The organism is Embleya sp. NBC_00896, from assembly GCF_045207785.1.
Classification (GTDB): Bacteria; Actinomycetota; Actinomycetes; order Streptomycetales; family Streptomycetaceae; genus Embleya.
Map to the genome: position 1 here is coordinate 5001203 of NZ_CP108776.1, position 22329 is coordinate 5023531.

Consider the following 22329-nt stretch of genomic DNA (forward strand, 5'->3'; position numbering starts at 1 on the left):
CGTCAGGGGCGCGGGCGGGTGTGGACGTGGGTGTGGCGGCTCAGATCCAGCCGTCGAGCGACTTCATGAACGCGTCGAAGTCGTCGCGGTGGATGCAGTGGCCGGTGCCCTCGACCACCCGTACGTCATAGCCCCGCGAGCGCAGTTCCTCCGCCAGTTCGGCGTCCACGATGAAGCTCGGGTCGGCGAGTTGGACGAGTGAGGGCACGGTCGGCGCGGCCGGTACATACGTCGGGTCGAAATCGCTGACGCTCTGCAGGAAGTCGATGTCGTAGCGGCCGAAGCCGTCGAGCTCGGCCCGCACGTCGGCGTCCGACCAGCGCGGGTTCATCGCCCGGATGCCGTCCAGGGACGCGGTGGCGACCATCGCCTTCATGCCCTCCAGGGCGCCCGCCGGGATTCGGCCGAGCCGGAAGGCCGGGTCGCAGTACACGGCTTTCCTCGGCCGCAGCCGGTCGATCGCCAGCGACAGCGTGAGGGCGCCGAGCGAGTGCCCGATCGCGACGTCGGCGTCGGCGGGGAGGTTCTCCACGATGTCGTCCGCGAGCAGCCCGGGCGAGTACGCGCCGCGCGCGCTGAGCCCGTGCCCGCGCAGGTCGCAGGCGAGGACCCGGTAGCCCTTGGCCACGAGCGCGTCCTCGACGGCGTGCCAGGTGCCGTGGTCGGACATCACACCGTGGATGAGCAACGCGACCTTGTCGCCGGCGCCGCGCTCGTGGACGTGCAGCTTCATGGAGCCATCCTTTGGTTCTCGACGGGGAGTACTCGATCGCTTACTCGATTAAGCAGTCTCTCTTCCTCATGACCGGTCGGCAACCGGAACAGTTGAATTCGACTACGCCGGAAGAGCGGGCGCGGCGGGAGTCGTATCCCGCCCACTCGCCCTGGCCGGTCGACAGCACGCAAAACGCGCAACCGAAGCGTCCGCACGCCCATCGGGTGCGGACCGCCGACACGAACCCCACCAAACGCCCCCAGCCGAACGGACCCGCGTTCTTGGGCCACAATCGCCCCATGAGCACAACGAGACGCCCACCGACCGGGGCCGATGTGGCCCGCGCCGCAGGCGTTTCGCGCGCGACCGTGTCGTACGCGATGAACGACGTCCCGGACAGCCGCATCCCCGAGGAAACCCGCCGCCGCGTCCGGGAGATCGCGTCGACGCTCGGCTACGAACCACGCTCGGATGCCCGTTCGCTCCGGCGCGGACGCACCGACCTCGTGATCGTCCCGACGTACGTGGTCCCGTTCGGCCGACTCATCCAGACCTTCCTGGACGGCCTCGCGCGCGAACTGCACGGCCTGGGCCACACCCTCGTGATCCACGGCAATCCGGCCGCGCACGGTATCGGGGCCGCGAAGGCGTGGGGCGCGTTGAACCCGGCCGCGGTCCTGGTCCTGCCGGAGCGGATGTCGCCCGAGGGCGTCGAATACCTGACCAAGCGCGGCATCGCCGTCGTGGCCCTGGGCAGCAGCCCGGTCCCGGTCGCCCTCACGCTGAAGGCCGATCACGCCTCGGCCGGCGCCCGGGCGGCCGAGCACCTGATCGAGCGGGGTCGGCGTGACCTCGCCGTGGTCGTACCGCGCGAACCGGGCCTCGCCGAGATGGGCCTGGAACGCCTGGCCGGCTTCCGCGCCGTGGCCGACCGGGCCGACCTCACGGTGCGCGTGGTCGAGATGGCCGAGACCCCGGACGAGGCCGCCCGGATCGCGGGGGAGTGGCGGGAAGTGGGCTGCCCCGACGGCCTGTACGGCTACAACGACGAATACGCGGCCCTGCTCATGGGCGCGTTGGCCGACCTCGGCGTCCGAGTCCCGGAGGACATCGCCATCGTCGGCACGGACGACCTGTCCCTGTGCGAAATGGTCCGCCCCCGCCTGACCTCGGTCGCCTTCAAGGAACTGGTCCCGATGCACGCGGTAGCCGAGGCCATCATCGCCGCCACGGAGGGCGCCACCCCACCGGAACTGACCCTGTGGCAAATGACCGTACACACGAGAGACTCCACCTGACCCCAACCCGGACGAGGCTCAATCCAGGGCCGCAGGCCGGCCTATTGCCGTCGAGACCATGCGTGGGACGAGGCCCAACCCAGCCCGTCCGGCGCTTGAGGACAGCGGGCCGCAGGCCGGCCCATTCCCGCCGGGACCATGCGTGGCCCGATCCAGCCCGTCCGGCGTTTGAGGACAAACACGGCCACAGCCCGCCCCACCTAGCCCACGGCCACAAGCTTCTCCACCTGCCGCACCACCACCGCATCGTCCGACAGACTGGGAACCGTCCCCGACAATTCCGCGTTGCTGACAACCACGAGCGTCGAGCCCACCCGGACCAGGACCATCCCCAGCGCCCCACCGTCCTGGGGAACCATCCCGACCGCCAGCGTCTCGTCGCCGAGCTGCGCGTGCTGGATCTCGCTGTAGGTTTCCGTGGTGGTCGCCCCCTCGCTGTCCGTCGAGGTGATCGACGCGCACGTCTTCAGCGCGTCGCGGCCCTTGGCGAACAGGTCCGCCGCACCACCGTCCGCGAACGAGAACAGCTCGACGACGGTGAAGCTCGTCGGATACGGGCTGCCCACGGTCACCGAGGCCTGGGCCGACGCCGCCGGCGGGGTCGCCCCCTGCGCCGGCCGCAACAGGTCGATGAGCGGCTGACAGTCGGCCTGTTGGGCCGTCGCCCGGTCCTCGGCGGTGTCGGTCGGCTCGGTGTCGTACGTGCCCTGCGGCATCTCCGCCGCCGTGACCAGCGCGCTCGCGAGCTGATCCCGCGTCAGCGGTGTCGTCGACACGGGCGCGGCGGAGGACGGCGGCGCCGAGCCCGTCGCGGAAGGGTCCGCCGACGGCGGCGCCGTGGCAGCCGGGGCGGTCGCGGTGGGCGTTGCCCCCGGCGACTGCGACGCGGCGGCCGTGGTCTCGGGCGCGGCCGCCGGAGTCGGGCCGTACTTCCGGGCCAGCGCCTCCTCGTCGCGACCACACGCGGTCGCGGCCAGGAGCAGCGAACCGGCGATCGCCACAGTGCTCATCCGAAGCAGGATCTTGCGCATGTGAGGGTTCCTTCGGGGAAGTTCGGCCTCTCCCACGGTAGGCCCGATCGGCACGAGGGAGCGGGCGATCGGCCACCGACGAAGATCCGATGGACCATCAGGAAGCGAATCGCGGTCTGCCGACCGCACGCTCGCCTCACCCGTGAACAACGCACCCGGCGCCGACCGGAACGGAGTTCGTACCATCCGACCTCGACGGACGACTCCGCGCGACCGCGAACAGGGCGCTCCGTCGATCGGGCCGCAACGAGAGCGCGCTCATCATTGTGGAAGTCGCCTGAGTTTGCCAACCATTCGCCGCTGCCGCGGATATCGACCCCGCATCGATATGACAGACCATCAAAACCCTGCGCACCCGACACCCGACATCGCGCACCACCGGGCCGCCGCGCCGACCACCACCACCACCACCACCACCGGTGCCGGAGCGGACGGCCAAGCAGCGCAAACGATGTGACGGTCCCTCAGGAAGAAGAAGCCCCAACCGAGAGCGGGGCTCGGCGCAAGGCGGACCCCACTCAAGGCCGGTTGATCACGCCCCTATGCCTCCGGGAGTGGGCCCGTCCCGGGCCCGGCTTCCGACCATCGCCGCGGCGTCAGTCGCCCAAGTCCCCACCACCGCCATCGCCGACCTCCGCCCGCCACCAGTGCGGCAACTCCTCGACCCGGGCGGCCCATCCGGCCGGCAACTCCGCCCGGGCACCCACGATTCCGCCCACGATCGCGCACGTGGTGTCCACGTCCCCGCCCGCGCTCGCGGTGTCCCAGAAGGCCGCCGCGTAGTCGTCGAGGTGCCGAGCCGCCGACCACACCGCGAACGGCACCGTGTCCGGCGCACTCACCTGTCGGCCGTTCCCGAGGATCCGGCCCACCGCCCGCGCATCCTGACGGTCCACCAGATCCAGTGCCGCGCCCAGCCGTTCGCGGACCAGGCCGACCGGAGTCCGAGCCCGCACGTACGTCACGAACTCGCCCGCGCTCGGCCGCCGCAGCGTCACCGCCCCCGCCGCCGCGACGGCCACCGCGACCGCGCCCGCGATCCCCTCGGGGTGCGTATGCGTCACCGCCGCCGACAACGCGGCCTGTTCCACCACCGCGTCGAGGTCGTCCGCGAACCACGCACCCAATGGGGCGACCCGCATCGCGGCCCCATTGCCCCAGGACCCCTGTCCGTCGAAGGGTTCGGCGGCCAGAGTCCGCCAGTCACCGCCCTCGCGGACCAACCGCAACATTCGGTTCGTGGACGGCCCGTAGCCTCGATCGAAGTCGTGCCGCACGGCGAACACCTTGGCCAGCGCGTCCTGATCGATTCGCTGACGGGTGGTCAACTCGGCGTGGATCACACATGCCATCTCGGTGTCGTCGGTCCACGGCCAAATGCCGTCCGGGAGCAGGCGAGCGGTCAGCTTGGGGAGGTTGTCGGGTACGAAGAACTGCGCGCCGAGCGCGTCCCCGAGCGCGAGACCGCGCAGCGAGGCGTAAGCGGAAGAAGTGGAGGTCATATAGCGGCCATTATCGCGTCCCCCGTGCTTGGATGACCCGAATGACGTCTCCGGAGCGAATCGAGTCCATCCCCACCGGCAGCATGCCTACCGAAATCGAGTCCATACCAAGGGCGTTCACGGTGGGGTACGACTCACCCCCCGATCGGACAGCCGGACCCAAGGAACCGACCCGACCGGCCCCCGAGCCGCCCGCCCACGCCGAGGCGGCCGCCGACCGACGCATTGACGCCGACGCCGGAAATGCCGGACGCGCCGGCGATCCGGTGGCCCTCCTTGCGCGCGACCGGGCGTGACCCCGGCCGTCACCGCCGCGGTCCTCGGCTCGGCCGGGCTGCACGCGGCGTGGAACGCGCTGGCGCACGGGCTCAAGGACCGGCTCGGAACCATGATCATGATCCAGGTCGGCGGCCTGTGCCTGGGCTTGGCGTGCCTGCCCTTCGTCGGCATCCCGGCCGCCGGCGCGTGGCCGTGGTTGCTCGGGTCCGCGGCCCTGCACACCGCGTACAACCTGCTGCTTCTCGAGGCGTACCGGCTCGGCGACTTCGGTCAGGTGTACCCGATCGCGCGCGGCACGTCCCCATGGCTCACCGCGCTGATCGGCGTGACCCTGCTGCACGAGTACCTCACCGCGACCCAGACCGTCGGCGTGGTCGTGATCTCGATCGGCATGCTCGTCCTCGCGCTCGCCGGCGGCATTCCCGGGCGCGCGGAGGCCGCGGCCGTACTCGCCGCCCTGGCGACCGGCGGCGCGATCGCGCTGTACACCGTCCTGGACGGCGTCGGCGCGCGCTCGGCCGGTTCGGCGATGTCGTACGCGGCCTGGCTGTTCGTCCTCGAATCGGCCCCGACCATCGTTGTCCTCCACTACCGACGCGGCCCCGATCCCGAGCGCAACCCACAACGCGTATGGGGCCTGCTCGGCGGTGCGATGTCCGTCGTCGCGTACACCCTCGTCATCTGGGCCCAGACCCGAGGCACCCTGGCCACGATCGCGGCCCTACGCGAGTCCTCGGTCGTGATCGGCGCGATCATCGGCACCGTGGTCTTCCACGAGACCTACGGCCGACACCGAATAGCCGCCACGGTCCTGGTCCTCGGCGGGATAGTGGCGATCAACCTGCCATAGCCCCGGTTCGGCAGCGTCGAATCGCCGATCGGGGAGCGCCGCCGAGCCGCCCACGCCGGCTCCGGGTCATCGCGATCGGCGCCCCGCCGCGAAGCCGCCGGTCCGGGCGCGTTCCGGAAAGGCCGGATCACCGTGCGTCGCGGACCGACCCGCCGTCTCCGCAGCGGCGATCATCGCGTCCAGCACGGCCCGCTCCGCCGTGATCCGATCGATGTCGGCGGTCAGCCGGGCCCGTTCCCACGCCGGCACGTTCACGATGTCGGCGGCCGGGACAGGCCGCGCTGGATCACCCCGCAGCGACGGCAGCAGGTCGACGATCCGCCGCGTACACAGCCCCGCCGACAGCAGCGTGCGGATCCGGCCCACGATCACGACGGCGTCCGCGTCGTAGGTGCGGTAGCCGTTCGCGTCGCGCGTGGACGCGAGCATGCCCTGCTGCTCGTAGTAGCGCAGCAGCCGGACCGAGACCCCGGTGCACTCCGCGAGTTCCCCGATCAGCACGACGCCATCTTCTTTCGATTTGGCCCTGACACGGATGTGAGGCCCTACGGTCGAATCGTTGTCCCGAAGACCCCGCGACTGCGCGACCACAAGGAACCACGACCCACGACCCACGACCCCGGGTTTCCGATCGAACGAGGCTATCTCCGGAGGCGTACATGCGATTCGGCGTGAACATCCCCAACTACGGCCCGACCGCGAGCCCCGACACGATGCTGGCGTCCGTCAGGCATGCCGAGGACCTCGGCCTGGACGTCGCGATGCTGTCCGACCACATCGCCGTCACCCCGGACGTCGCGGCCCAATACCCGGCCCCGTTCTACGAACCGCTCACCGCGCTCGCGTGGCTGGCCGGACGGACCGAGCGCATTCGCCTGGGCACGACGGTGCTGATCATGCCGTACCGCGACCCGCTCCTGACCGCCCGCGTGACCGCCAACCTCGACCGGTACAGCGCCGGCCGCCTGGTCCTGGGCGTGGGCATCGGCTGGGCCGAACAGGAGTTCGCGGCCCTGAAGGTCGACTACGCCGAACGCGGCCGGATCACCGACGAATACCTCGCGGCCCTGCGCACGTTGTGGACCGAGGACATCGCGACCTTCGAGGGCACCCACGTCTCCTTCCGGGACGTACAAACCGCCCCGCGTCCCAGCCAATCCCCGCATCCGCCGATCTGGATCGGTGGCAACAGCCCCGCCGCCATCCGCCGCGCGGTCCGCCACGGCGACACCTGGCACCCACTGGGCGTCACCACGGCCTGGCTCGAGAAGCAGGGCCTCCCGGCCCTCCGCCAAGCCGCGGAACAAGCCGGCCGCCCCACCCCGACCGTGGCCCTCCGCACACCCCTGCGGATCACCACCACCCCCGCCACCGACGCGGACCGCCTCCCGGGCGAAGGCACCATCGCCCAAATCGAAGCCGACCTGGCGGCCCTCGCCACCCTGGGCATCGAAAACATCCTCCTGGACACCCGCTACGGCGACGCCGAACGCCTCCGCCCACCCACCCAGGACCAAGCCGACCTGGAATCCATCGCCCACCTACTCCCACCCCACCACCCCTGATCGGGCTCCACCACCGAGCCCGCCCCGGGTACCGCCACCCGAAAGCGAACGCGCCACCGCCGAGACCCCGCGACCACCGACGGCTCCCCGGGAGCCGTCACGACGGTGCCGGCGCCGCGTGGGAACCTGCGCGGCACGAACGCGATCGTGAGATTGCGCGCTCCACCTTTGGAGCGGGTGACGAGGATCGAACTCGCACCGCCTGCTTGGAAGGCTTGCCCGCGATCTTGGTCGCAACCTCGGCAACTGCCCACCTGCCGCCACGTGTTAACTCACTCCCCGCCTGGTTCCAGGGTGTACCGGCGCTCCTCGCCGTCGTTGACCCCAAGCCGGACCGTAACCGTGTGGCGTTCTCGTTCCGCGCGTCGGGCCTGCGGGCTCCGGTGGGCCGCTGAAGAGCGCGATCAAGACGGCCGCGGCCTGACGGCTCGTCGTGCGCGACAGGCGCGGCCCTGGTGCGAGCAGATCTTCGCGGGTTCGTCGCACCGGAGCCGCTCCCCATCCGAACGACCGAGTGATCTTCGAAGGGGTACTTCCATCATGCATGTCTTTCAACGGCCCGTGGTGTGGAACGGGGCCTTGGCGCTCGCCGTGTTGTATGTGGTCTTTGGTGCGGCTCGTCGCTAGGAACTCCGTGCCATCAAGAAGCCGAACAAATTCACTCGAACGAGTTCTCGGGCAAGGAACCGGACGCCATCTTGTTCCTCGGCCCGCGCGGCGGCCTGATCCGCCGGAACAACTTCGATCGCGTCTGGAAGCGCCTCTGCAAGATCAGGACCAAAGATGTCCATTTTCATGACCTTCGGCACACAGGGAACACACTTGCGGCCTCTACCGGCGCGCGCCTGTGGGAGCTGACGGCACGGATGGGACAGTCCTCGACCGGTGCGGCGCTGATCTACCGGCACACCCGCAGAACCGGACAAAGAGAGCACCGCCGTGGTGAGTGCCGAGATCCGAACGGCAAAGAGGCCGGTCGATGTGGCGAACCGGCTCGGAGCCCGGCGAGAAATCGCGTCAAGAAACCGGCCTCGGAGCGCACCGACCACGACTGGACCGCCGGGACCATCTGGTGCGGATCTGGTGCCCACCCCCACAAGAGCGCGGGCACGACAAAGGCCCAGATCAGAGAACCTGCCTCTGACCTGGGCCTTTACCTTTGGAGCGGGTGACGAGGATCGAACTCGCACCACTAGCTTGGAAGGCTAGGGCTCTACCATTGAGCTACACCCGCAGCTGGTGTGGCGTGCACGTGGCGCCTAGGTTAGCGGATTGGTGCGCGGCCAGTGCAGACTCTAGCGTGTCGTCCTCTAGACTTCATCGGGCGCCACGGGGCGTAGCGTAGTGGCTAGCGCGCCTGCTTTGGGAGCAGGAGATCGGGAGTTCGAGTCTCCCCGCCCCGACCACCACATCATGATTTCGCTGCAGGATGGATCGGTACCACCGGTCCTGAACCTTCAGTGTGCCGTCAGGCAAGATGCACAGGCCCGGAAGAACAGCCCGCAGCAAGGAGACCCTTACCGTGAAGAGCGCCGTCGAGACGCTGAACCCGACCCGGGTTCGGCTCACCGTCGAGGTTCCCTCCGAGGAGCTGAAGCCCAGCCTCGACGCGGCGTACAAGAAGATCGGCAAGCAGGTGACGGTCCCGGGCTTCCGTAAGGGCAAGATCCCTGCTCGCATCATCGACCAGCGCTTCGGTCGCGAGGCCGTCTTCGTCGAGGCGTTCGATGACATCCTCTCCTCCTCCTACGGCAAGGCCGTCGAGGAGAACGAGCTGCGCGTCCTGGGCCAGCCCGAGGTCACCGAGGTCACGGACGTGACCGAGCTGGCCGGCGGCGCCGATCTGAAGTTCACCGCAGAGGTCGACACCCGTCCCGTGATCGAGCTGCCGGACTACTCCGGCATCGAGGTCGAGGTCGATGACATCACCGTCACGGACGAGGACGTCGCCGAGAAGATCGAAGAGCTGCGTGACCGCTTCGGTGCGCTGAACACCGTCGAGCGCGCCGCGGCCGAGGGCGACACCGTCGTCATCGACATCGAGGCCAAGGTCAACGGCGAGGTCCTCGAGGACGGCGTCGCCACGGCGATGTCGTACCAGATCGGCGGCGACACGATGCTGGACGGCCTCGACGCCGCCGTCATCGGCGCGTCGGCCGGCGAGACCAAGACCTTCGACACCGAGCTCCAGGGTGGCAGCGCCGCCGGCGAGACCGCCGCGGTGTCCGTCCTGGTGACGACCGTCAAGGCCAAGGAGCTTCCCGAGCTCGACGACGACTTCGCGCAGCTGGCGAGCGAGTTCGACACGCTGGACGAGCTGAAGGCGGACCTCCGCGAGAAGCTCGACCACCAGAAGCTGCACGACCAGCAGAACGAGGGTCGTGACAAGGTTCTGGAGGCCCTCCTCGAGCAGATCGAGGTGCCGCTGCCGGAGAGCATCGTCACCGAGGAGATCGAGCAGCGTCGTGGTCAGCTCGAGCAGCAGCTCGGCATGATGGGCATGGACCTGGCCAAGTGGCTGGAGATCCAGGGCCAGACCGCCGAGGAGTACGACGCCGAGCTCCAGGACAGCGTCCGCAAGGGCATGCGCGCCCAGTTCGTGCTCGACGAGGTGGTCAAGAAGGAGCAGCTCTCCGTCAACCAGGAAGAGCTGACCCAGCACCTCATCCAGCGCGCGCAGCAGTCCGGCATGAGCCCGGACCAGTTCGCGCAGCAGGTCATGCAGTCCGGCTACGTGCCGGTCCTGGTCGGCGAGGTCGCTCGCGGCAAGGCCCTCGAGGTCATCGCCAAGGGCGCCAAGGCCAAGGACGCGTCCGGCAACGAGGTCAGCCTCGGTGTCGACCTGCACGCGGACGGCGAGGACGGCCACGAGGGTCACGACCACGCCGAGGGCGAAGCGGCCGCGGCGACGGACGAGACCACGGAGGAGAAGGCCGAGGCCTGATCCACCCGCGACATCCACACACACCTGGGCCCGGCCCCGCTTCGGCGGAGACCGGGCCCAGGTGCGTGACGGCCGGCTACGGATCGTGATGCCCCCATCACCCGATCGGCTCAACCCGTTCTGGACTGTGCCCCGAGAACCCCGGCAGGGGCCGAGGTAGTGCCACACGGGGGGTCGCATGGGCCCCGACTTCGGGGTCGACCTTGCCTGGCTGCGGGGGATGGTGGCCACGTTCAACGGCTGCGCGGGTGTCATGTCGAAGGTGTTCGGCGAGGCGCAGAAGGTGTTCCCGAATGGGCAGCAGCGAATATCGCCCCACCGAATCCGGATATCGACCGGAACTGTTCCTCTCGAGCAGCGGTGTATGGCTGCCCACCCCCGGCTCCGGCGGCGTGGCGGCCGCTGTCGAATTGCGGCCGGAGGGAGAGTCGGCCACCTCCAACCCTCTCGTTGATCCCTCGGGCTCGCCCGCATCCGCACGCATCGCCGACCCGGGTACCTGGACCGTGTACATCCGCGGCACCCGGTCGTCCCCGGAGTTGTACTTCCTCATGGGAGACCCCGACGCGGGAGTCGTCTACCCCTTCCGCCGCGTCGCACGGTGACCCGAGGCGAAGCCGCCCACACTCCCGGCCGACCCGCGCGCGACTGCCCCGTCACCGCCCGGATACCACCCTGCTGCGCTCTGGGCGAACAGTCCTGAGTCTGGGATGGCCTGCGCCGATCTGCGCGTTAGGGTCGCTGTACGAAGGGGGTCACCCGCCACAAAAGCAGGTGCCTCCCAAGGTCGACTTCGTGACGGTTCGGGATTGCCGTCGGAAACGAGCAGGTGGATACGTGACGAATCCGCAGATCGTGACTCCGGGGCTCGCGGTGCCCACTTCGCGTGCATCTCAGCCGGGTGGGATGGGGCTCGACGACCAGGTCTACAACCGGTTGCTGCGCGAGCGGATCATCTTCCTCGGCTCGGTTGTCGAGGACCAGATCGCCAACGCGATCTCCGCCCAGCTCCTCTTGCTGAACGCCGAGGACCCGGAAAAGGACATCTGGCTCTACGTCAACTCGCCCGGTGGTTCCATCACCGCCGGCATGGCGATCTACGACACGATGCAGTGGATCAGCAACGATGTCGCGACCGTCGCCATGGGTCTGGCCGCCTCCATGGGCCAGTTCCTGCTGACGGCCGGAGCCCCCGGCAAGCGCATCGCGCTGGCCAACTCCGAGATCCTGATGCACCAGCCGTCCGCCGGTCTCGGCGGCTCGGCCTCGGACATCAAGATCCAGGCCGAGCAGCTCCTGCGCACCAAGCGCAAGATGACTCGCCTGATCGCACACCACTCCGGGCAGAGCCCCGAGAAGATCGAGCACGACTCGGACCGCGACCGCTGGTTCTCCGCCGAAGAGGCCAAGGAATACGGCCTGGTGGACCACGTCGTTCGCAGTGCGGCCGAGGTTCCCAACACCGGCAGCACGAGCTGAATCCGGCGTCTGAACACGGCTGAAACAGCTTCCAGTCGCCCAGCCACTGAGTCCGCAGTCCCGGAGGGCTGAGATTTCCATGAATGACAATCTGTTCCACCGGCCCGAGGGCCTGGCACCGTTGGCCTCACGCAGCGCGGAGAGCCGTTACGTCGTCCCGCGCTTCATCGAGCGCACCTCGCAGGGCACTCGCGAGTACGACCCGTACAGCAAGCTGTTCGATGAGCGCATCATCTTCCTCGGCACGCAGGTCGACGACGCGTCCGCCAACGACATCATGGCGCAGCTGCTGACGCTCGAGTCGATGGACCCCGATCGGGACATCTCGATCTACATCAACTCGCCCGGCGGGTCCTTCACGGCGCTCACGGCGATCTACGACACGATGCAGTTCGTGCGCCCCGACATTCAGACGGTGTGCATGGGCCAGGCGGCCTCCGCCGCCGCCGTTCTGCTCGCCGCCGGAACTCCGGGCAAGCGAATGGCGCTGCCGAACTCCCGCATTCTCATCCACCAGCCGTACAGTGAAACCGGGCGCGCGCAGGTTAGCGACCTGGAGATCCAGGCTCGTGAAATCCAGCGCATGCGCACCATGCTGGAGACGATGCTCGCGAAGCACAGCACAAGGCCGATCGAGCAGGTTCGCGACGACATCGAGCGCGACAAGATTCTGACGGCCGAAGAGGCGCTGGCGTACGGCCTCATCGACGAGATCACGGCACCCCGGAAGGTCATCGGTTAGTGCCCCCGCCCGGTCGGCGGCTCGCCGCCGACCGGACAACGGTGGCCGGTTGATGGTCAAAACCGGGGGATCGGAGATTCCGGCGGGGTACCGTCGAAAGACCAGGCACCAGGTCCGGTACATCCGGGGCCCAGGCGAAGGAGATGCACCTCGTGGCACGCATCGGTGACGGTGGCGACCTGCTCAAGTGCTCGTTCTGCGGAAAGAGCCAGAAGCAGGTGAAGAAGCTCATTGCCGGTCCGGGTGTCTACATCTGTGACGAGTGCATCGACCTGTGCAACGAGATCATCGAGGAGGAGCTCTCCGAGTCCTCCGAGTTGAAGTTCGAGGAGCTCCCCAAGCCGCGGGAGATCTACGAATTCCTCGACGGCTACGTGGTCGGGCAGGAATCCGCCAAGAAGGCGCTCTCCGTCGCGGTGTACAACCACTACAAGCGGGTCCAGGCCGGCGAGACCGGCAAGGGCTCCCGGGACGACGGTGTCGAACTCTCGAAGTCCAACATCCTGCTGCTCGGCCCGACCGGCTGCGGCAAGACGCTGCTCGCGCAGACGCTGGCCCGCATGCTCAACGTGCCGTTCGCCATCGCCGACGCCACCGCGCTCACCGAGGCGGGCTACGTCGGCGAGGACGTCGAGAACATCCTCCTGAAGCTGATCCAGGCGGCCGACTACGACGTCAAGAAGGCCGAGACCGGGATCATCTACATCGACGAGGTCGACAAGATCGCTCGCAAGAGCGAGAACCCGTCGATCACGCGCGACGTGTCCGGAGAGGGCGTCCAGCAGGCGCTCCTGAAGATCCTCGAAGGCACCACCGCGAGTGTGCCGCCGCAGGGTGGCCGCAAGCACCCGCACCAGGAATTCATCCAGATCGACACGACGAACGTGCTGTTCATCGTGGGCGGCGCGTTCGCCGGCCTGGAGAAGATCATCGAGGGCCGGGTCGGCCGCAAGGGCATGGGCTTCGGCGCGCAGATCCGCTCCAAGCGGGACGTCGACAGCGCCGACTCGTTCGCCGCCGTGATGCCGGAGGACCTGCTCAAGTTCGGGATGATCCCCGAGTTCATCGGTCGGCTTCCGATCCTGACCTCGGTGCACAACCTCGACCGCGAGGCGCTCATCCAGATCCTCACCGAGCCCAAGAACGCGCTGATCAAGCAGTACCGGCGGCTGTTCGAACTCGACGGCGTCGAGTTGGACTTCGAGATGGAGGCGCTGGAGGCGATCGCCGACCAGGCGATCATGCGGGGCACCGGCGCCCGCGGCCTGCGCGCGATCCTCGAAGAGGTGCTGATGTCGGTCATGTACGAGGTGCCGTCCCGCAAGGACGTGGCCCGCGTCGTGATCACCGACCAGGTCGTGCTCAAGCACGTCAATCCCACGCTCGTGCCGCGCGAGATCGTCAAGCGCGAACGGCGCGACAAGAGCGCGTAGGCACCGAAGCGGGCCCGATCGGCAGGCACCGCCACCGGACACGGCCAACGGGCACGGCTAACGGGCACTGCCCGCGTACACGTTCGCGATCACCAGGCGGGCGTGTGCGACGCCGGCGCCGTCGCTGACGTACACCAGGTCGTTGTCGTCGCCCCACAGGCACATCGCCGTCTCGGGGTTGCTCCAGCAGCGGAGCAGCCCCGGCGGGCCGGGAGCGGCCGGATCCTCGGTCACCGGGACCGCCGGGACGAAGTCCCGGACGTACGCCGCCGGCGCCTTGTCGCGCTTGGTCGCGAGGGTCACGAGCACGGTCTCCCGGGTCTGCCCGCCACCGAAGACCTCGGTGCGGACGCCGGTGAACGTCCGGGCCATCGTCGTGTTCAGGTCGGCCACCGCGGCCGGCAGTTCGGTCTGCGGGATCGGCCCCCGGGCCTCGATCGTGCCCGGCATCGCGAGCGGCGCGGAACTCCTGGCGGTCGGCGGCGCGGTCGGCAGGCCGCGGGCCCGGGGCCCGGCGTCGTCGTCGGGGTCGAGCAGCAGGACCACGACCACCACCGCCGCCACGACCACCACCACACTGCCGACCACGCCCGCGATCAGCGCCAACCGATCGCGCGAGCGCTCGTCCGGCGGCGGCGATCCCAGTGGCGGACCGGTCGGGTATCCCGCCCCACCGGTCCCGGGCCCCTGCCACCCGCCGTATCCGTCGCTCATCGCCCACCACCCCCGTGGCTCGGCCCAAGATGTCGCCATCCCGTACAACGACGGTACGGCCGCGAGGCGACGCGGGACCGACGTCCGAGCCACCTCACCGAACCGATCGCCGAGCGATACCGCGCCGCCGACCGCCGACCGCCGCGCGACTTCGCGCGCCGCCGACGGCCGCGCCCGTCGGCCCGCCCCGTCCGCTACTTCTCCAGATCCGCCCGCATCGCCTTGAACCGCACCGCGGCCTGATCCGCCGACAGGTTCTCGAAGAACGCCACGGCGGTCGTGTACCTGTCCGCCCACCCGCAGATCGCCGCGGGCCGCGCGTCGTCGCCCGGCATGCACTCCAGCGTGCCGCCCTGCGGCCCCGGGTCGTAGCCCTTCATCGTCACCGACTCCGGAACGCTGCCGCCGCCGCCGTTCACGTACTCGACCATGCCGCGCGTCATGTGCTCGAGCCGCTTGCCGTCGATGCCCGTCAGGCCGTCCACTCCGACGAACAGGACCGTGCGCGGGCCCGCCGCGGACGCGCCGAAGGACGCCACGAGCACGTCGTTCACGCCCGGTGTCACCTCGCCCGGGTCCACCGGGACGTCGGTGGGCGCGCCCGCCCCGGTCAGCCGGGCGAGCCCGGCCGCCCGCGTCGTCGACACGAGCCGCTTGTCCGCGACCGTCGTCGAGGGTCTGCCGGTCGGCTTCGCCGTAGCCGGCACCGAAGTCACCGAAGGCCTCGGACTCGCCGCCGAGGTGGGCTTGTTCGCCGCCGGCGAGCCCTCGCTCGCTGCGGTCCGCACCGATCCGGCGCCCGGATCGGCCTTCTCGTCGTCGAACTGACAACCCGTCAGCGCGGACAGGCCGAGCACCGACACGGTGATGGCGGCGAGCAGCGCCGAACCACGAGTACGCACGAAAATCCCCCCGGATTCACGAATATCCCGAATGCCCCGAATACGCGGCCGCTCACGCGTACCCCGACCGATGCCCCCACCCGTCGAGGCCGCCCACGACCCACGGCGGACACTAGCGCCGCCCACGTTCGTCCGGAGGCCCAACCATCGAGCGCCGCGCATCGGTGACAGCCCGGTGACACCCCCGGGACGCCCCCATCGCGATCGGGACGAGAGCGACACCGCGCCCATCCGCTTCCGCCGTGCACACGGGCCGTCAAAGCCCTCGCGGGCCTTCCGTAGACTGGGGCGGTGACCGAGAACACCACTCCCGCAGCCGCTGCCGCCGAGCAGCCGCAGACCCTTCCCTCCCAGTACACCCCCGCCGAGGTAGAGGGGAAGCTGTACGAGCGCTGGGTAGCCGCGGGCTGGTTCGAGGCCGACGCCAAGAGCGACAAGCCGCCGTACACGATCGTCATCCCGCCGCCGAACGTCACCGGGCAGCTGCACCTGGGCCACGCCTTCCAGCACACGCTGATGGACGCGCTGACCCGCCGCAAGCGCATGCAGGGCTTCGAGACGCTGTGGCTGCCGGGCATGGACCACGCCGGCATCGCGACGCAGAACGTCGTCGAGCGCGAACTCGCCAAGGAGGGCAAGTCGCGCCACGACCTCGGCCGCGAGGCGTTCGTGGACCGGGTGTGGCAGTGGAAGGAAGAGTACGGCGGCCGGATCCTCGGCCAGATGCGTCGCCTCGGCGACGGCGTCGACTGGTCCCGCGAGCGCTTCACCATGGACGAGGGCCTGTCGCGGGCCGTGCAGACCATCTTCAAGAAGATGTTCGACGACGGCCTGATCTACCGCGCCGAGCGGATCATCAACTGGTGTCCGCGCTGTCTGACCGCGATCTCCGACATCGAGGTCGAGCACCAGGACGACGACGGCGAGCTCGTCTCGATCCGCTACGGCGACGGCGACACCTCGATCGTGGTGGCCACCACCCGCGCCGAGACGATGCTCGGTGACACCGCCGTGGCCGTGCACCCCGCGGACGAGCGCTACGCGCACATGATCGGCACCGAGATCGAACTGCCGCTCACCGGGCGGCGGATCCCGATCGTCGCCGACGAGCACGTGGACCCCGAGTTCGGCACCGGCGCGGTCAAGGTGACCCCGGCGCACGACCCGAACGACTTCGAGATCGGCCGCCGGCACAACCTGCCGATGCCGTCGATCATGGACGAGCGCGCCGTGATCACGGCGCACGGCCCGTTCCAGGGCCTGGACCGCTACGAGGCCCGTCCCGCGATCGTCGCCGCGCTGCGCGAGCAGGGCCGGATCGTCGCCGAGAAGCGCCCCTACGTGCACGCCGTCGGGCACTGCTCGCGCTGCAAGACCACCGTCGAGCCGCGCCTGTCGATGCAGTGGTGGGTCAAGGTCGAGCCGCTCGCCGCCGCCGCCGGCGACGCCGTGCGCGACGGCCGGGTCACCATCCACCCGCAGGAGCTGGCCGGGCGCTACTTCGCATGGGTCGACAACATGCACGACTGGTGCATCTCGCGGCAGCTGTGGTGGGGCCACCGGATCCCGGTCTGGTACGGCCCGAACGGCGAGACGGTCTGCGTCGGCCCGAACGACGAGGCGCCCACCGGCGAGGGTTGGACGCAGGACACCGACGTCCTGGACACCTGGTTCTCGTCCGGCCTGTGGCCGTTCTCGACGCTCGGCTGGCCCGAGCGCACCGCCGACCTGGAGAAGTTCTACCCCACCGACGTCCTGCTGACCGGCCACGACATCATCTTCTTCTGGGTCGCCCGGATGATGATGTTCGGCCTGTACGCGATGGACGGCACGCCGCCGTTCCACACCATCACGCTCACCGGCCTGGTCCGCGACCAGTTCGGCAAGAAGATGTCCAAGTCCTTCGGCAACGTGGTCGACCCGATCGACTGGATGGACGCCTACGGCACCGACGCGCTGCGGTTCACCCTCGCGCGCGGCGCCAACCCCGGCACCGACGTGCCGATCGGCGAGGACTGGGTCCAGGGCTCGCGCAACTTCTGCAACAAGATCTGGAACGCCACCCGCTTCGCGCTGATGAACGGCGCGACGGTCGAGGGCCCGATGCCGGCGGCCGAGCAGCTCTCGGCGACCGACCGCTGGATCCTGTCCCGGCTGGACGCGGTCGTGGCCGAGGTGGACGCGTACTACGACGACTACCAGTTCGCCAAGCTCTCCGACACGCTGTTCCACTTCGCGTGGGACGAGGTCTTCGACTGGTACGTCGAGCTCGCCAAGCTGCCGCTCAACGGCGACGACGAGGCCGCCGCACAGGCCACCCGGCGCGTGCTCGGGCACGTCCTGGACGTGACCCTGCGCCTGCTGCACCCGATCGTCCCGTTCGTGACCGAGGAGCTGTGGACCACGCTCACCGGCGGCGAGTCGCTGGTGCCGGCCCAGTGGCCGACCCCGAGCGGTTTCGCCGACCCGGCGGCCGAGGCCGAGATCACCACGCTCCAGCAGGTGATCACCGAGGTCCGCCGGTTCCGCTCGGACCAGGGCCTCAAGCCTGGCCAGCGGGTCCCGGCCAACATCTCGCTCGCGGGCACCGCGATCGCCGCGCACGAGGCGGCACTGCGCCAGCTCGCGCGCTGCACGCCGGCCGGCGAGGGCTTCACGGCGACCACATCCTTCCCGGTCGCGGGCGCGGTGATCGAGCTGGACCTGTCCGGCGCGATCGACTTCGCCGCCGAGCGCAAGCGGCTGTCCAAGGACCTGGCCGAGGCCGAGAAGGTCCGCGACGTGAACACCAGGAAGCTCGGCAACGAGGGCTTCCTCGCCAAGGCCGCACCCGACGTGGTGGACAAGGTCCGCGACAAGCTCACCACCGCCGAGGCCGACATCGAGCGGATCAAGGGCCAGCTGGACCGGCTGCCCGCGGCGTGACCCGGCCGTCCGCGCGGCTCTGGCACACCCACCCGAGCCGCGCGGACGATCGGCGAGCCGACACCTCCGGCTCGGACGAGGCCCGACCAAGGCCCGAGCAAGACTCGAACAAAACAACGCTCGAAGAACTCGAACAAGATCCCGAAGAACTCGATCAGAACCGGTGACACCTGTGACAGACCCCGCCGAGGCACTGGCCGCACAGCGCGCCGTCGAGGCCGAGCTGCTTGCGCGTTGGCCCGAGACCAAGCTCGACCCGTCCACCGACCGCGTCGTCGCGCTCATGGACGTGCTCGGCGAACCCCAGCGGGCGTATCCGGTCATCCACATCACCGGCACCAACGGCAAGACCAGCACGGCCCGGATGATCGAGGCCCTGCTGCGCACCTTCCAGCTGCGCACCGGCCGCTTCACCAGCCCGCACGTCGAGTCGATGACCGAGCGGATCAGCCTGGACGGCGAGCCGATCGGCGCCGAGCGGTTCGTGGAGACCTACCGCGACATCGAGCCCTACATCGACATCGTCGACGCGTCGCAGCCGCACCGGCTGTCCTTCTTCGAGGTGATCACGAGCATGGCGTACGCGGCGTTCGCCGACGCGCCCGTGGACGTGGCGGTCGTCGAGGTCGGCATGGGCGGCCGCTGGGACGCGACCAACGTCGTGGACGGCACCGTCGCCGTGGTCACCCCGATCGCGGTCGACCACGCCGCCCGGCTCGGTGACACGCCCGGCGAGATCGCGGTCGAGAAGTCCGGGATCATCAAGAAGGACAGCCTCGTCGTGCTCGCGCAGCAGCCCGTCGACGCGGCCGAGTCGCTGCTGCGGCGCGCGGTCGAGATGGACGCGACGGTCGCCCGCGAGGGCATGGAGTTCGGCCTCGTGCGGCGAGACCTCGCGGTCGGCGGACAGCTGCTCACCCTGCGCGGCCTGGCGGGGGAGTACAGCGACATCTTCCTGCCCCTGCACGGCGGCCACCAGGCGCACAACGCCGCGGTCGCGCTCGCGGCCGTGGAGGCGTTCCTGGGCGTCGGCGTGGCGGACCGGCCGGGTCTCACCAGCGGTGGTTCGCTGGACGCCGACCTGGTCCGCGAGGCGTTCGCGTCGGTCACCTCGCCCGGCCGCCTGGAGATCGTCCGGCGCAGCCCCACGGTCCTGATCGACGCCGCGCACAACCCCGCCGGCGCGCGGGCCACCGCGCAGGCGATGGCCGACTCCTTCGACTTCCGGCACCTGGTCGGCGTCGTCGGCGTGATGGGCGACAAGGACATCCGCGGCGTCCTGGAGGCGTTCGAACCGGTGTTCGCCGAGATCGTCGTCACCCAGAACTCGCAGCCCCGCGCGATGCCGGCCGACGCCCTCGCCGCGCTCGCGGTCGAGGTCTTCGGCCAGGACCGGGTCGAGGTCCAGCCGTCGCTGCCCGAGGCGATCGAGGCCGCGGTCACGCTCGCCGAGGAGGAGGGCGACCTCGGCGGCGCGGGCGTGCTGATCACCGGCTCCGTGGTCACCGTCGGCGAGGCGCGCCTGCTGCTCAAGGGCAGCAGCGAGGGCGACGGGGACGGCGGGGGCAGTGACGCTGATCGGGGAGCCGGCCACCGCGACGGAAGGGACGTCTGACATGCGTGCGCTCTGTTCGACCCACCTGATCGGCCAGGCGCTGGTGATCTGTCTCGCCGCGCTCGTCGCGATGCAGCTCACCGACATCTCGACCGGCACCTTGTGGGCGGTCGCCGGGCCGGCCGCCCTGGTGTGTGTCTGGCTGTGCGCCAAGCTGTCCCGACCCTGGGCGGTGGGCGCCGGCTGGGTGCTCCAACTCGGCCTGTTCCTCACCGGGTTCGTGATCCCGATGATGTTCCTGATCGGCGTCGTGTTCGCGGGGATCTGGTACGGCTGCGTGCGGGTCGGGCGGATCATCGACGCCGCCAAGGCGGCCCGCGTGGCCGCCGCGGACTGACGGGGGACACGCGGCCCGGAAGTTGGTGCGTGACCCCGGATAGGCTCGGGGCGTTGACCCGTTCGTGGGATCCGAGGCCGCAAACCCCGTAACCCCTTCATCGAGGAAGCAAGGAGCCAAACGTGTCCGAGCGCACGCTCGTCCTGGTCAAGCCGGACGGAGTCCGGCGTGGTCTCGTCGGCGAGGTCATCGGCCGGATCGAACGCAAGGGTTTCACCCTGGCGGCGCTCGATCTGCGGGTGATGGATCGCGAGACGATCGAGCGGCACTACGCCGAGCACGAGGGCAAGCCCTTCTACGCTCCGCTCGTCGAGTTCATGACGTCGGCGCCGAGCGTGGCGATGATCGTCGAGGGCGAACGCGTGGTCGAGTCGTTCCGCACCCTCGCGGGCGTCACCGACCCGATCAAGGCCGCCCCCGGCACGATTCGCGGCGACCTCGCCACGATCACGCGCGAGAACATCGTGCACGGCTCCGACTCGGTCGACTCGGCCGAGCGCGAGATCAAGAACTTCTTCCCCGAACACGCCTGACCCTCGTCGCGACCCGCTCGTCGCGACGACCACGTGCCGCGCGGCCGTTCTCGCCGCGACGATCCATCGAACGGCCGCGCGACGCGCGCGGGCCGCACGGTGGATCGAAAAGTTTCGTCACACCGCGCGGAGGCTCGCGCGACCTGCCCGGGCGCCTCTTTCGGCGCCGGCCGTGCGCTGTTAGGGGGAAATCCCTCGACTCGCCGCGCGTGGCACGCAACCCCTCGCCCCGTGATCACGTCATGGTGGATGGAGGGTGCAGCCGTGCCCCGGTATGTCGCGGGTCTGCCGCCGGTACACCGTGCCTACGATTGAGGCCGGTCGGTCCGGCGTCCACGTACGACGTCCCCCGATCGGCTCATGTCTCATGGCTACGAGCTCGGGAAGGCCCTAGGTTCTTTTTATGGCGAACAACTTGTCGTTCATCGGTCGTGACATGGCGGTTGACCTCGGTACGGCCAACACACTGGTGTACGTCAGAGGCCGCGGCATCGTGCTGAACGAGCCGTCGGTGGTCGCCAAGAACACCACCACCGGGGGCATCCTGGCGGTCGGCGCCGAGGCGAAGAAGATGATCGGGCGCACGCCCGGCAACATCGTGGCGATCCGCCCGCTCAAGGACGGCGTGATCGCCGACTTCGAGATCACCGAGCGGATGCTGCGCTACTTCATCCTCAAGGTGCACCGCCGCCGCTACCTCGCTCGTCCGCGCGTGGTCATCTGCGTGCCCTCGGGCATCACCGGCGTCGAGCGCCGCGCCGTGGTCGAGGCCTCCAGCCAGGCCGGCGCGCGCAGCGTGCACATCATCGAGGAGCCGATGGCCGCCGCGATCGGCGCCGGCCTGCCGGTGCACGAGGCGACCGGCAACATGGTCGTCGACATCGGCGGCGGCACCACCGAGGTCGCCGTGATCTCGCTCGGCGGCATCGTCACCGCACAGTCGATCCGCGTCGCCGGCGACGAGCTGGACAACGCGATCATCGCCTACGTCAAGAAGGAATACTCGCTGCTCCTGGGCGAGCGCAGTGCCGAGGAGATCAAGATGTCGATCGGCTCGGCCTTCGACCTCGGCGAGGACGAGCACAGCGAGATTCGCGGCCGCGACCTGGTCAGCGGCCTGCCGAAGACGATCGTGATCTCCACCTCCGAGGTCCGCAAGGCCATCGAGGAACCGGTCAACACCGTCGTCGACGCGGTCAAGAGCACGCTGGACCAGTGTCCGCCCGAGCTCGCCGGCGACGTCATGGATCGCGGCATCGTGCTCACCGGCGGCGGCGCCCTGCTGCGCGGCCTCGACGAGCGACTGCGGACCGAGACCGGCATGCCGATCCATATCGCCGACAACCCGCTGGACTCGGTGGCTCTGGGCGCGGGCAAGTGCGTCGAGGAGTACGAGAAGCTCCAGCAGGTGCTGGACGCACAACCGCGTCGCTGACGCGAGACGCGAGGGCGGTCGGCTCGGCCT

At 69.6% G+C, this 22329-nt stretch carries 20 protein-coding genes and 2 tRNA genes; 15 read left to right on the forward strand and 7 right to left on the reverse strand.

Going from position 1 to position 22329, the window contains the following annotated elements; genetic code table 11:
- Positions 1 to 40: 40 nt before the first annotated feature.
- Positions 41 to 733, reverse strand: a complete 693-nt coding sequence (locus OG928_RS22770; RefSeq protein WP_406286704.1) for an alpha/beta fold hydrolase — start codon at positions 731 to 733, stop codon at positions 41 to 43.
- A gap of 281 nt (positions 734 to 1014) precedes the next feature.
- Between OG928_RS22770 and OG928_RS22775 the strand changes: the two genes are divergently transcribed.
- Positions 1015 to 2013, forward strand: a complete 999-nt coding sequence (locus OG928_RS22775) for a LacI family DNA-binding transcriptional regulator (RefSeq protein WP_406286705.1) — start codon at positions 1015 to 1017, stop codon at positions 2011 to 2013.
- Between the two features lie 200 nt (positions 2014 to 2213).
- Here OG928_RS22775 and OG928_RS22780 read toward each other — a convergent pair whose 3' ends face one another.
- Together OG928_RS22780 and OG928_RS22785 are read right to left on the reverse strand one after the other, a co-directional pair.
- Positions 2214 to 3044: a hypothetical protein gene (locus tag OG928_RS22780; protein WP_406286708.1), complete on the reverse strand. Its 831-nt coding sequence runs from the start codon at positions 3042 to 3044 to the stop codon at positions 2214 to 2216.
- Between the two features lie 596 nt (positions 3045 to 3640).
- Positions 3641 to 4546, reverse strand: coding sequence for an ADP-ribosylglycohydrolase family protein (locus OG928_RS22785; protein WP_406286710.1), 906 nt, complete (start codon positions 4544 to 4546; stop codon positions 3641 to 3643).
- A 292-nt stretch (positions 4547 to 4838) separates the two neighbouring features.
- On the opposite strand from OG928_RS22785, the gene OG928_RS22790 reads away from it, so the two are divergent.
- Positions 4839 to 5675, forward strand: coding sequence for an EamA family transporter (locus OG928_RS22790; protein WP_406286712.1), 837 nt, complete (start codon positions 4839 to 4841; stop codon positions 5673 to 5675).
- Positions 5676 to 5741: 66 nt separating this feature from the next.
- On the opposite strand, the gene OG928_RS22795 is transcribed toward OG928_RS22790, so the two are convergent.
- Positions 5742 to 6176, reverse strand: coding sequence for a MerR family transcriptional regulator (locus OG928_RS22795; protein WP_406286714.1), 435 nt, complete (start codon positions 6174 to 6176; stop codon positions 5742 to 5744).
- 158 nt (positions 6177 to 6334) lie between these two features.
- Here OG928_RS22795 and OG928_RS22800 point away from each other — a divergent pair, with 158 nt between their 5' ends.
- Positions 6335 to 7240, forward strand: a complete 906-nt coding sequence (locus tag OG928_RS22800) for a TIGR03619 family F420-dependent LLM class oxidoreductase (RefSeq protein ID WP_406286717.1) — start codon at positions 6335 to 6337, stop codon at positions 7238 to 7240.
- A 566-nt stretch (positions 7241 to 7806) separates the two neighbouring features.
- Positions 7807 to 8412 carry a tyrosine-type recombinase/integrase gene (locus OG928_RS22805; protein WP_406286719.1) on the forward strand — a complete coding sequence of 202 codons (606 nt, stop codon included), beginning with the start codon at positions 7807 to 7809 and terminating at the stop codon, positions 8410 to 8412.
- Here OG928_RS22805 and OG928_RS22810 read toward each other — a convergent pair.
- A tRNA-Gly gene (locus tag OG928_RS22810) sits at positions 8401 to 8474 on the reverse strand. The two genes, OG928_RS22805 and OG928_RS22810, sit on opposite strands and share 12 nt — an antisense overlap.
- Positions 8475 to 8570: 96 nt before the next feature.
- Between OG928_RS22810 and OG928_RS22815 the strand changes: the two genes are divergently transcribed.
- The 6 genes from OG928_RS22815 (at position 8571) to clpX (ending at position 13838) form a co-directional block, all read left to right on the forward strand.
- Positions 8571 to 8646, forward strand: a tRNA-Pro gene (locus OG928_RS22815).
- Positions 8647 to 8762: 116 nt separating this feature from the next.
- The gene (gene tig, locus OG928_RS22820; protein ID WP_406286722.1) at positions 8763 to 10184 is read left to right on the forward strand and encodes a trigger factor; all 1422 of its coding nucleotides are present in this window, start codon (positions 8763 to 8765) and stop codon (positions 10182 to 10184) included.
- A gap of 293 nt (positions 10185 to 10477) precedes the next feature.
- A complete protein-coding gene (locus OG928_RS22825; RefSeq protein WP_406286724.1) occupies positions 10478 to 10789 on the forward strand; it encodes a hypothetical protein in 312 nt (103 codons plus the stop codon).
- 301 nt (positions 10790 to 11090) lie between these two features.
- Positions 11091 to 11663: an ATP-dependent Clp protease proteolytic subunit gene (locus OG928_RS22830; RefSeq protein WP_406291137.1), complete on the forward strand. Its 573-nt coding sequence runs from the start codon at positions 11091 to 11093 to the stop codon at positions 11661 to 11663.
- Positions 11664 to 11742: 79 nt separating this feature from the next.
- Positions 11743 to 12405, forward strand: a complete 663-nt coding sequence (locus OG928_RS22835) for an ATP-dependent Clp protease proteolytic subunit (protein ID WP_406286726.1) — start codon at positions 11743 to 11745, stop codon at positions 12403 to 12405.
- A gap of 152 nt (positions 12406 to 12557) precedes the next feature.
- On the forward strand, positions 12558 to 13838 hold the full coding sequence (gene clpX / locus OG928_RS22840; protein ID WP_406286728.1) for an ATP-dependent Clp protease ATP-binding subunit ClpX: 1281 nt from the start codon (positions 12558 to 12560) through the stop codon (positions 13836 to 13838).
- 57 nt (positions 13839 to 13895) lie between these two features.
- Here the strand turns inward: clpX and OG928_RS22845 are convergent, their stop codons facing one another.
- Together OG928_RS22845 and OG928_RS22850 are read right to left on the reverse strand one after the other, a co-directional pair.
- Positions 13896 to 14552 carry a hypothetical protein gene (locus tag OG928_RS22845; RefSeq protein WP_406286730.1) on the reverse strand — a complete coding sequence of 219 codons (657 nt, stop codon included), beginning with the start codon at positions 14550 to 14552 and terminating at the stop codon, positions 13896 to 13898.
- A 194-nt stretch (positions 14553 to 14746) separates the two neighbouring features.
- Positions 14747 to 15454 (reverse strand): hypothetical protein, encoded by a 708-nt coding sequence (locus OG928_RS22850; RefSeq protein WP_406286731.1) that lies wholly within the window; start codon positions 15452 to 15454, stop codon positions 14747 to 14749.
- A gap of 291 nt (positions 15455 to 15745) precedes the next feature.
- Here OG928_RS22850 and OG928_RS22855 point away from each other — a divergent pair, with 291 nt between their 5' ends.
- From OG928_RS22855 to OG928_RS22875, 5 genes are all read left to right on the forward strand, one after another.
- Complete coding sequence (locus tag OG928_RS22855; protein WP_406286732.1) at positions 15746 to 18379, forward strand: valine--tRNA ligase; 2634 nt, start codon at positions 15746 to 15748, stop codon at positions 18377 to 18379.
- Between the two features lie 163 nt (positions 18380 to 18542).
- Positions 18543 to 19994 (forward strand): bifunctional folylpolyglutamate synthase/dihydrofolate synthase, encoded by a 1452-nt coding sequence (locus tag OG928_RS22860; protein ID WP_406286734.1) that lies wholly within the window; start codon positions 18543 to 18545, stop codon positions 19992 to 19994.
- A 1-nt stretch (position 19995) separates the two neighbouring features.
- Positions 19996 to 20331, forward strand: a complete 336-nt coding sequence (locus tag OG928_RS22865; protein WP_406286736.1) for a DUF4233 domain-containing protein — start codon at positions 19996 to 19998, stop codon at positions 20329 to 20331.
- Positions 20332 to 20453: 122 nt separating this feature from the next.
- The gene (gene ndk / locus OG928_RS22870; RefSeq protein WP_406286738.1) at positions 20454 to 20864 is read left to right on the forward strand and encodes a nucleoside-diphosphate kinase; all 411 of its coding nucleotides are present in this window, start codon (positions 20454 to 20456) and stop codon (positions 20862 to 20864) included.
- 415 nt (positions 20865 to 21279) lie between these two features.
- Entirely contained in the window at positions 21280 to 22299 is a 1020-nt protein-coding gene (locus OG928_RS22875) for a rod shape-determining protein (protein ID WP_078979486.1), read from the forward strand.
- Positions 22300 to 22329 lie beyond the last annotated feature (30 nt).

Bases quoted from the DNA above. Each gene is read 5' to 3' on its own strand.
- OG928_RS22770 (WP_406286704.1), bottom strand. From the start codon at position 733: ATGAAGCTGCACGTCCACGAGCGCGGCGCCGGCGACAAGGTCGCGTTG.
- OG928_RS22775 (WP_406286705.1), top strand. From the start codon at position 1,015: ATGAGCACAACGAGACGCCCACCGACCGGGGCCGATGTGGCCCGCGCC.
- OG928_RS22780 (WP_406286708.1), bottom strand. From the start codon at position 3,044: ATGCGCAAGATCCTGCTTCGGATGAGCACTGTGGCGATCGCCGGTTCG.
- OG928_RS22785 (WP_406286710.1), bottom strand. From the start codon at position 4,546: ATGACCTCCACTTCTTCCGCTTACGCCTCGCTGCGCGGTCTCGCGCTC.
- OG928_RS22800 (WP_406286717.1), top strand. From the start codon at position 6,335: ATGCGATTCGGCGTGAACATCCCCAACTACGGCCCGACCGCGAGCCCC.
- OG928_RS22825 (WP_406286724.1), top strand. From the start codon at position 10,478: ATGGGCAGCAGCGAATATCGCCCCACCGAATCCGGATATCGACCGGAA.
- OG928_RS22830 (WP_406291137.1), top strand. From the start codon at position 11,091: ATGGGGCTCGACGACCAGGTCTACAACCGGTTGCTGCGCGAGCGGATC.
- OG928_RS22835 (WP_406286726.1), top strand. From the start codon at position 11,743: ATGAATGACAATCTGTTCCACCGGCCCGAGGGCCTGGCACCGTTGGCC.
- OG928_RS22845 (WP_406286730.1), bottom strand. From the start codon at position 14,552: ATGAGCGACGGATACGGCGGGTGGCAGGGGCCCGGGACCGGTGGGGCG.
- OG928_RS22865 (WP_406286736.1), top strand. From the start codon at position 19,996: ATGCGTGCGCTCTGTTCGACCCACCTGATCGGCCAGGCGCTGGTGATC.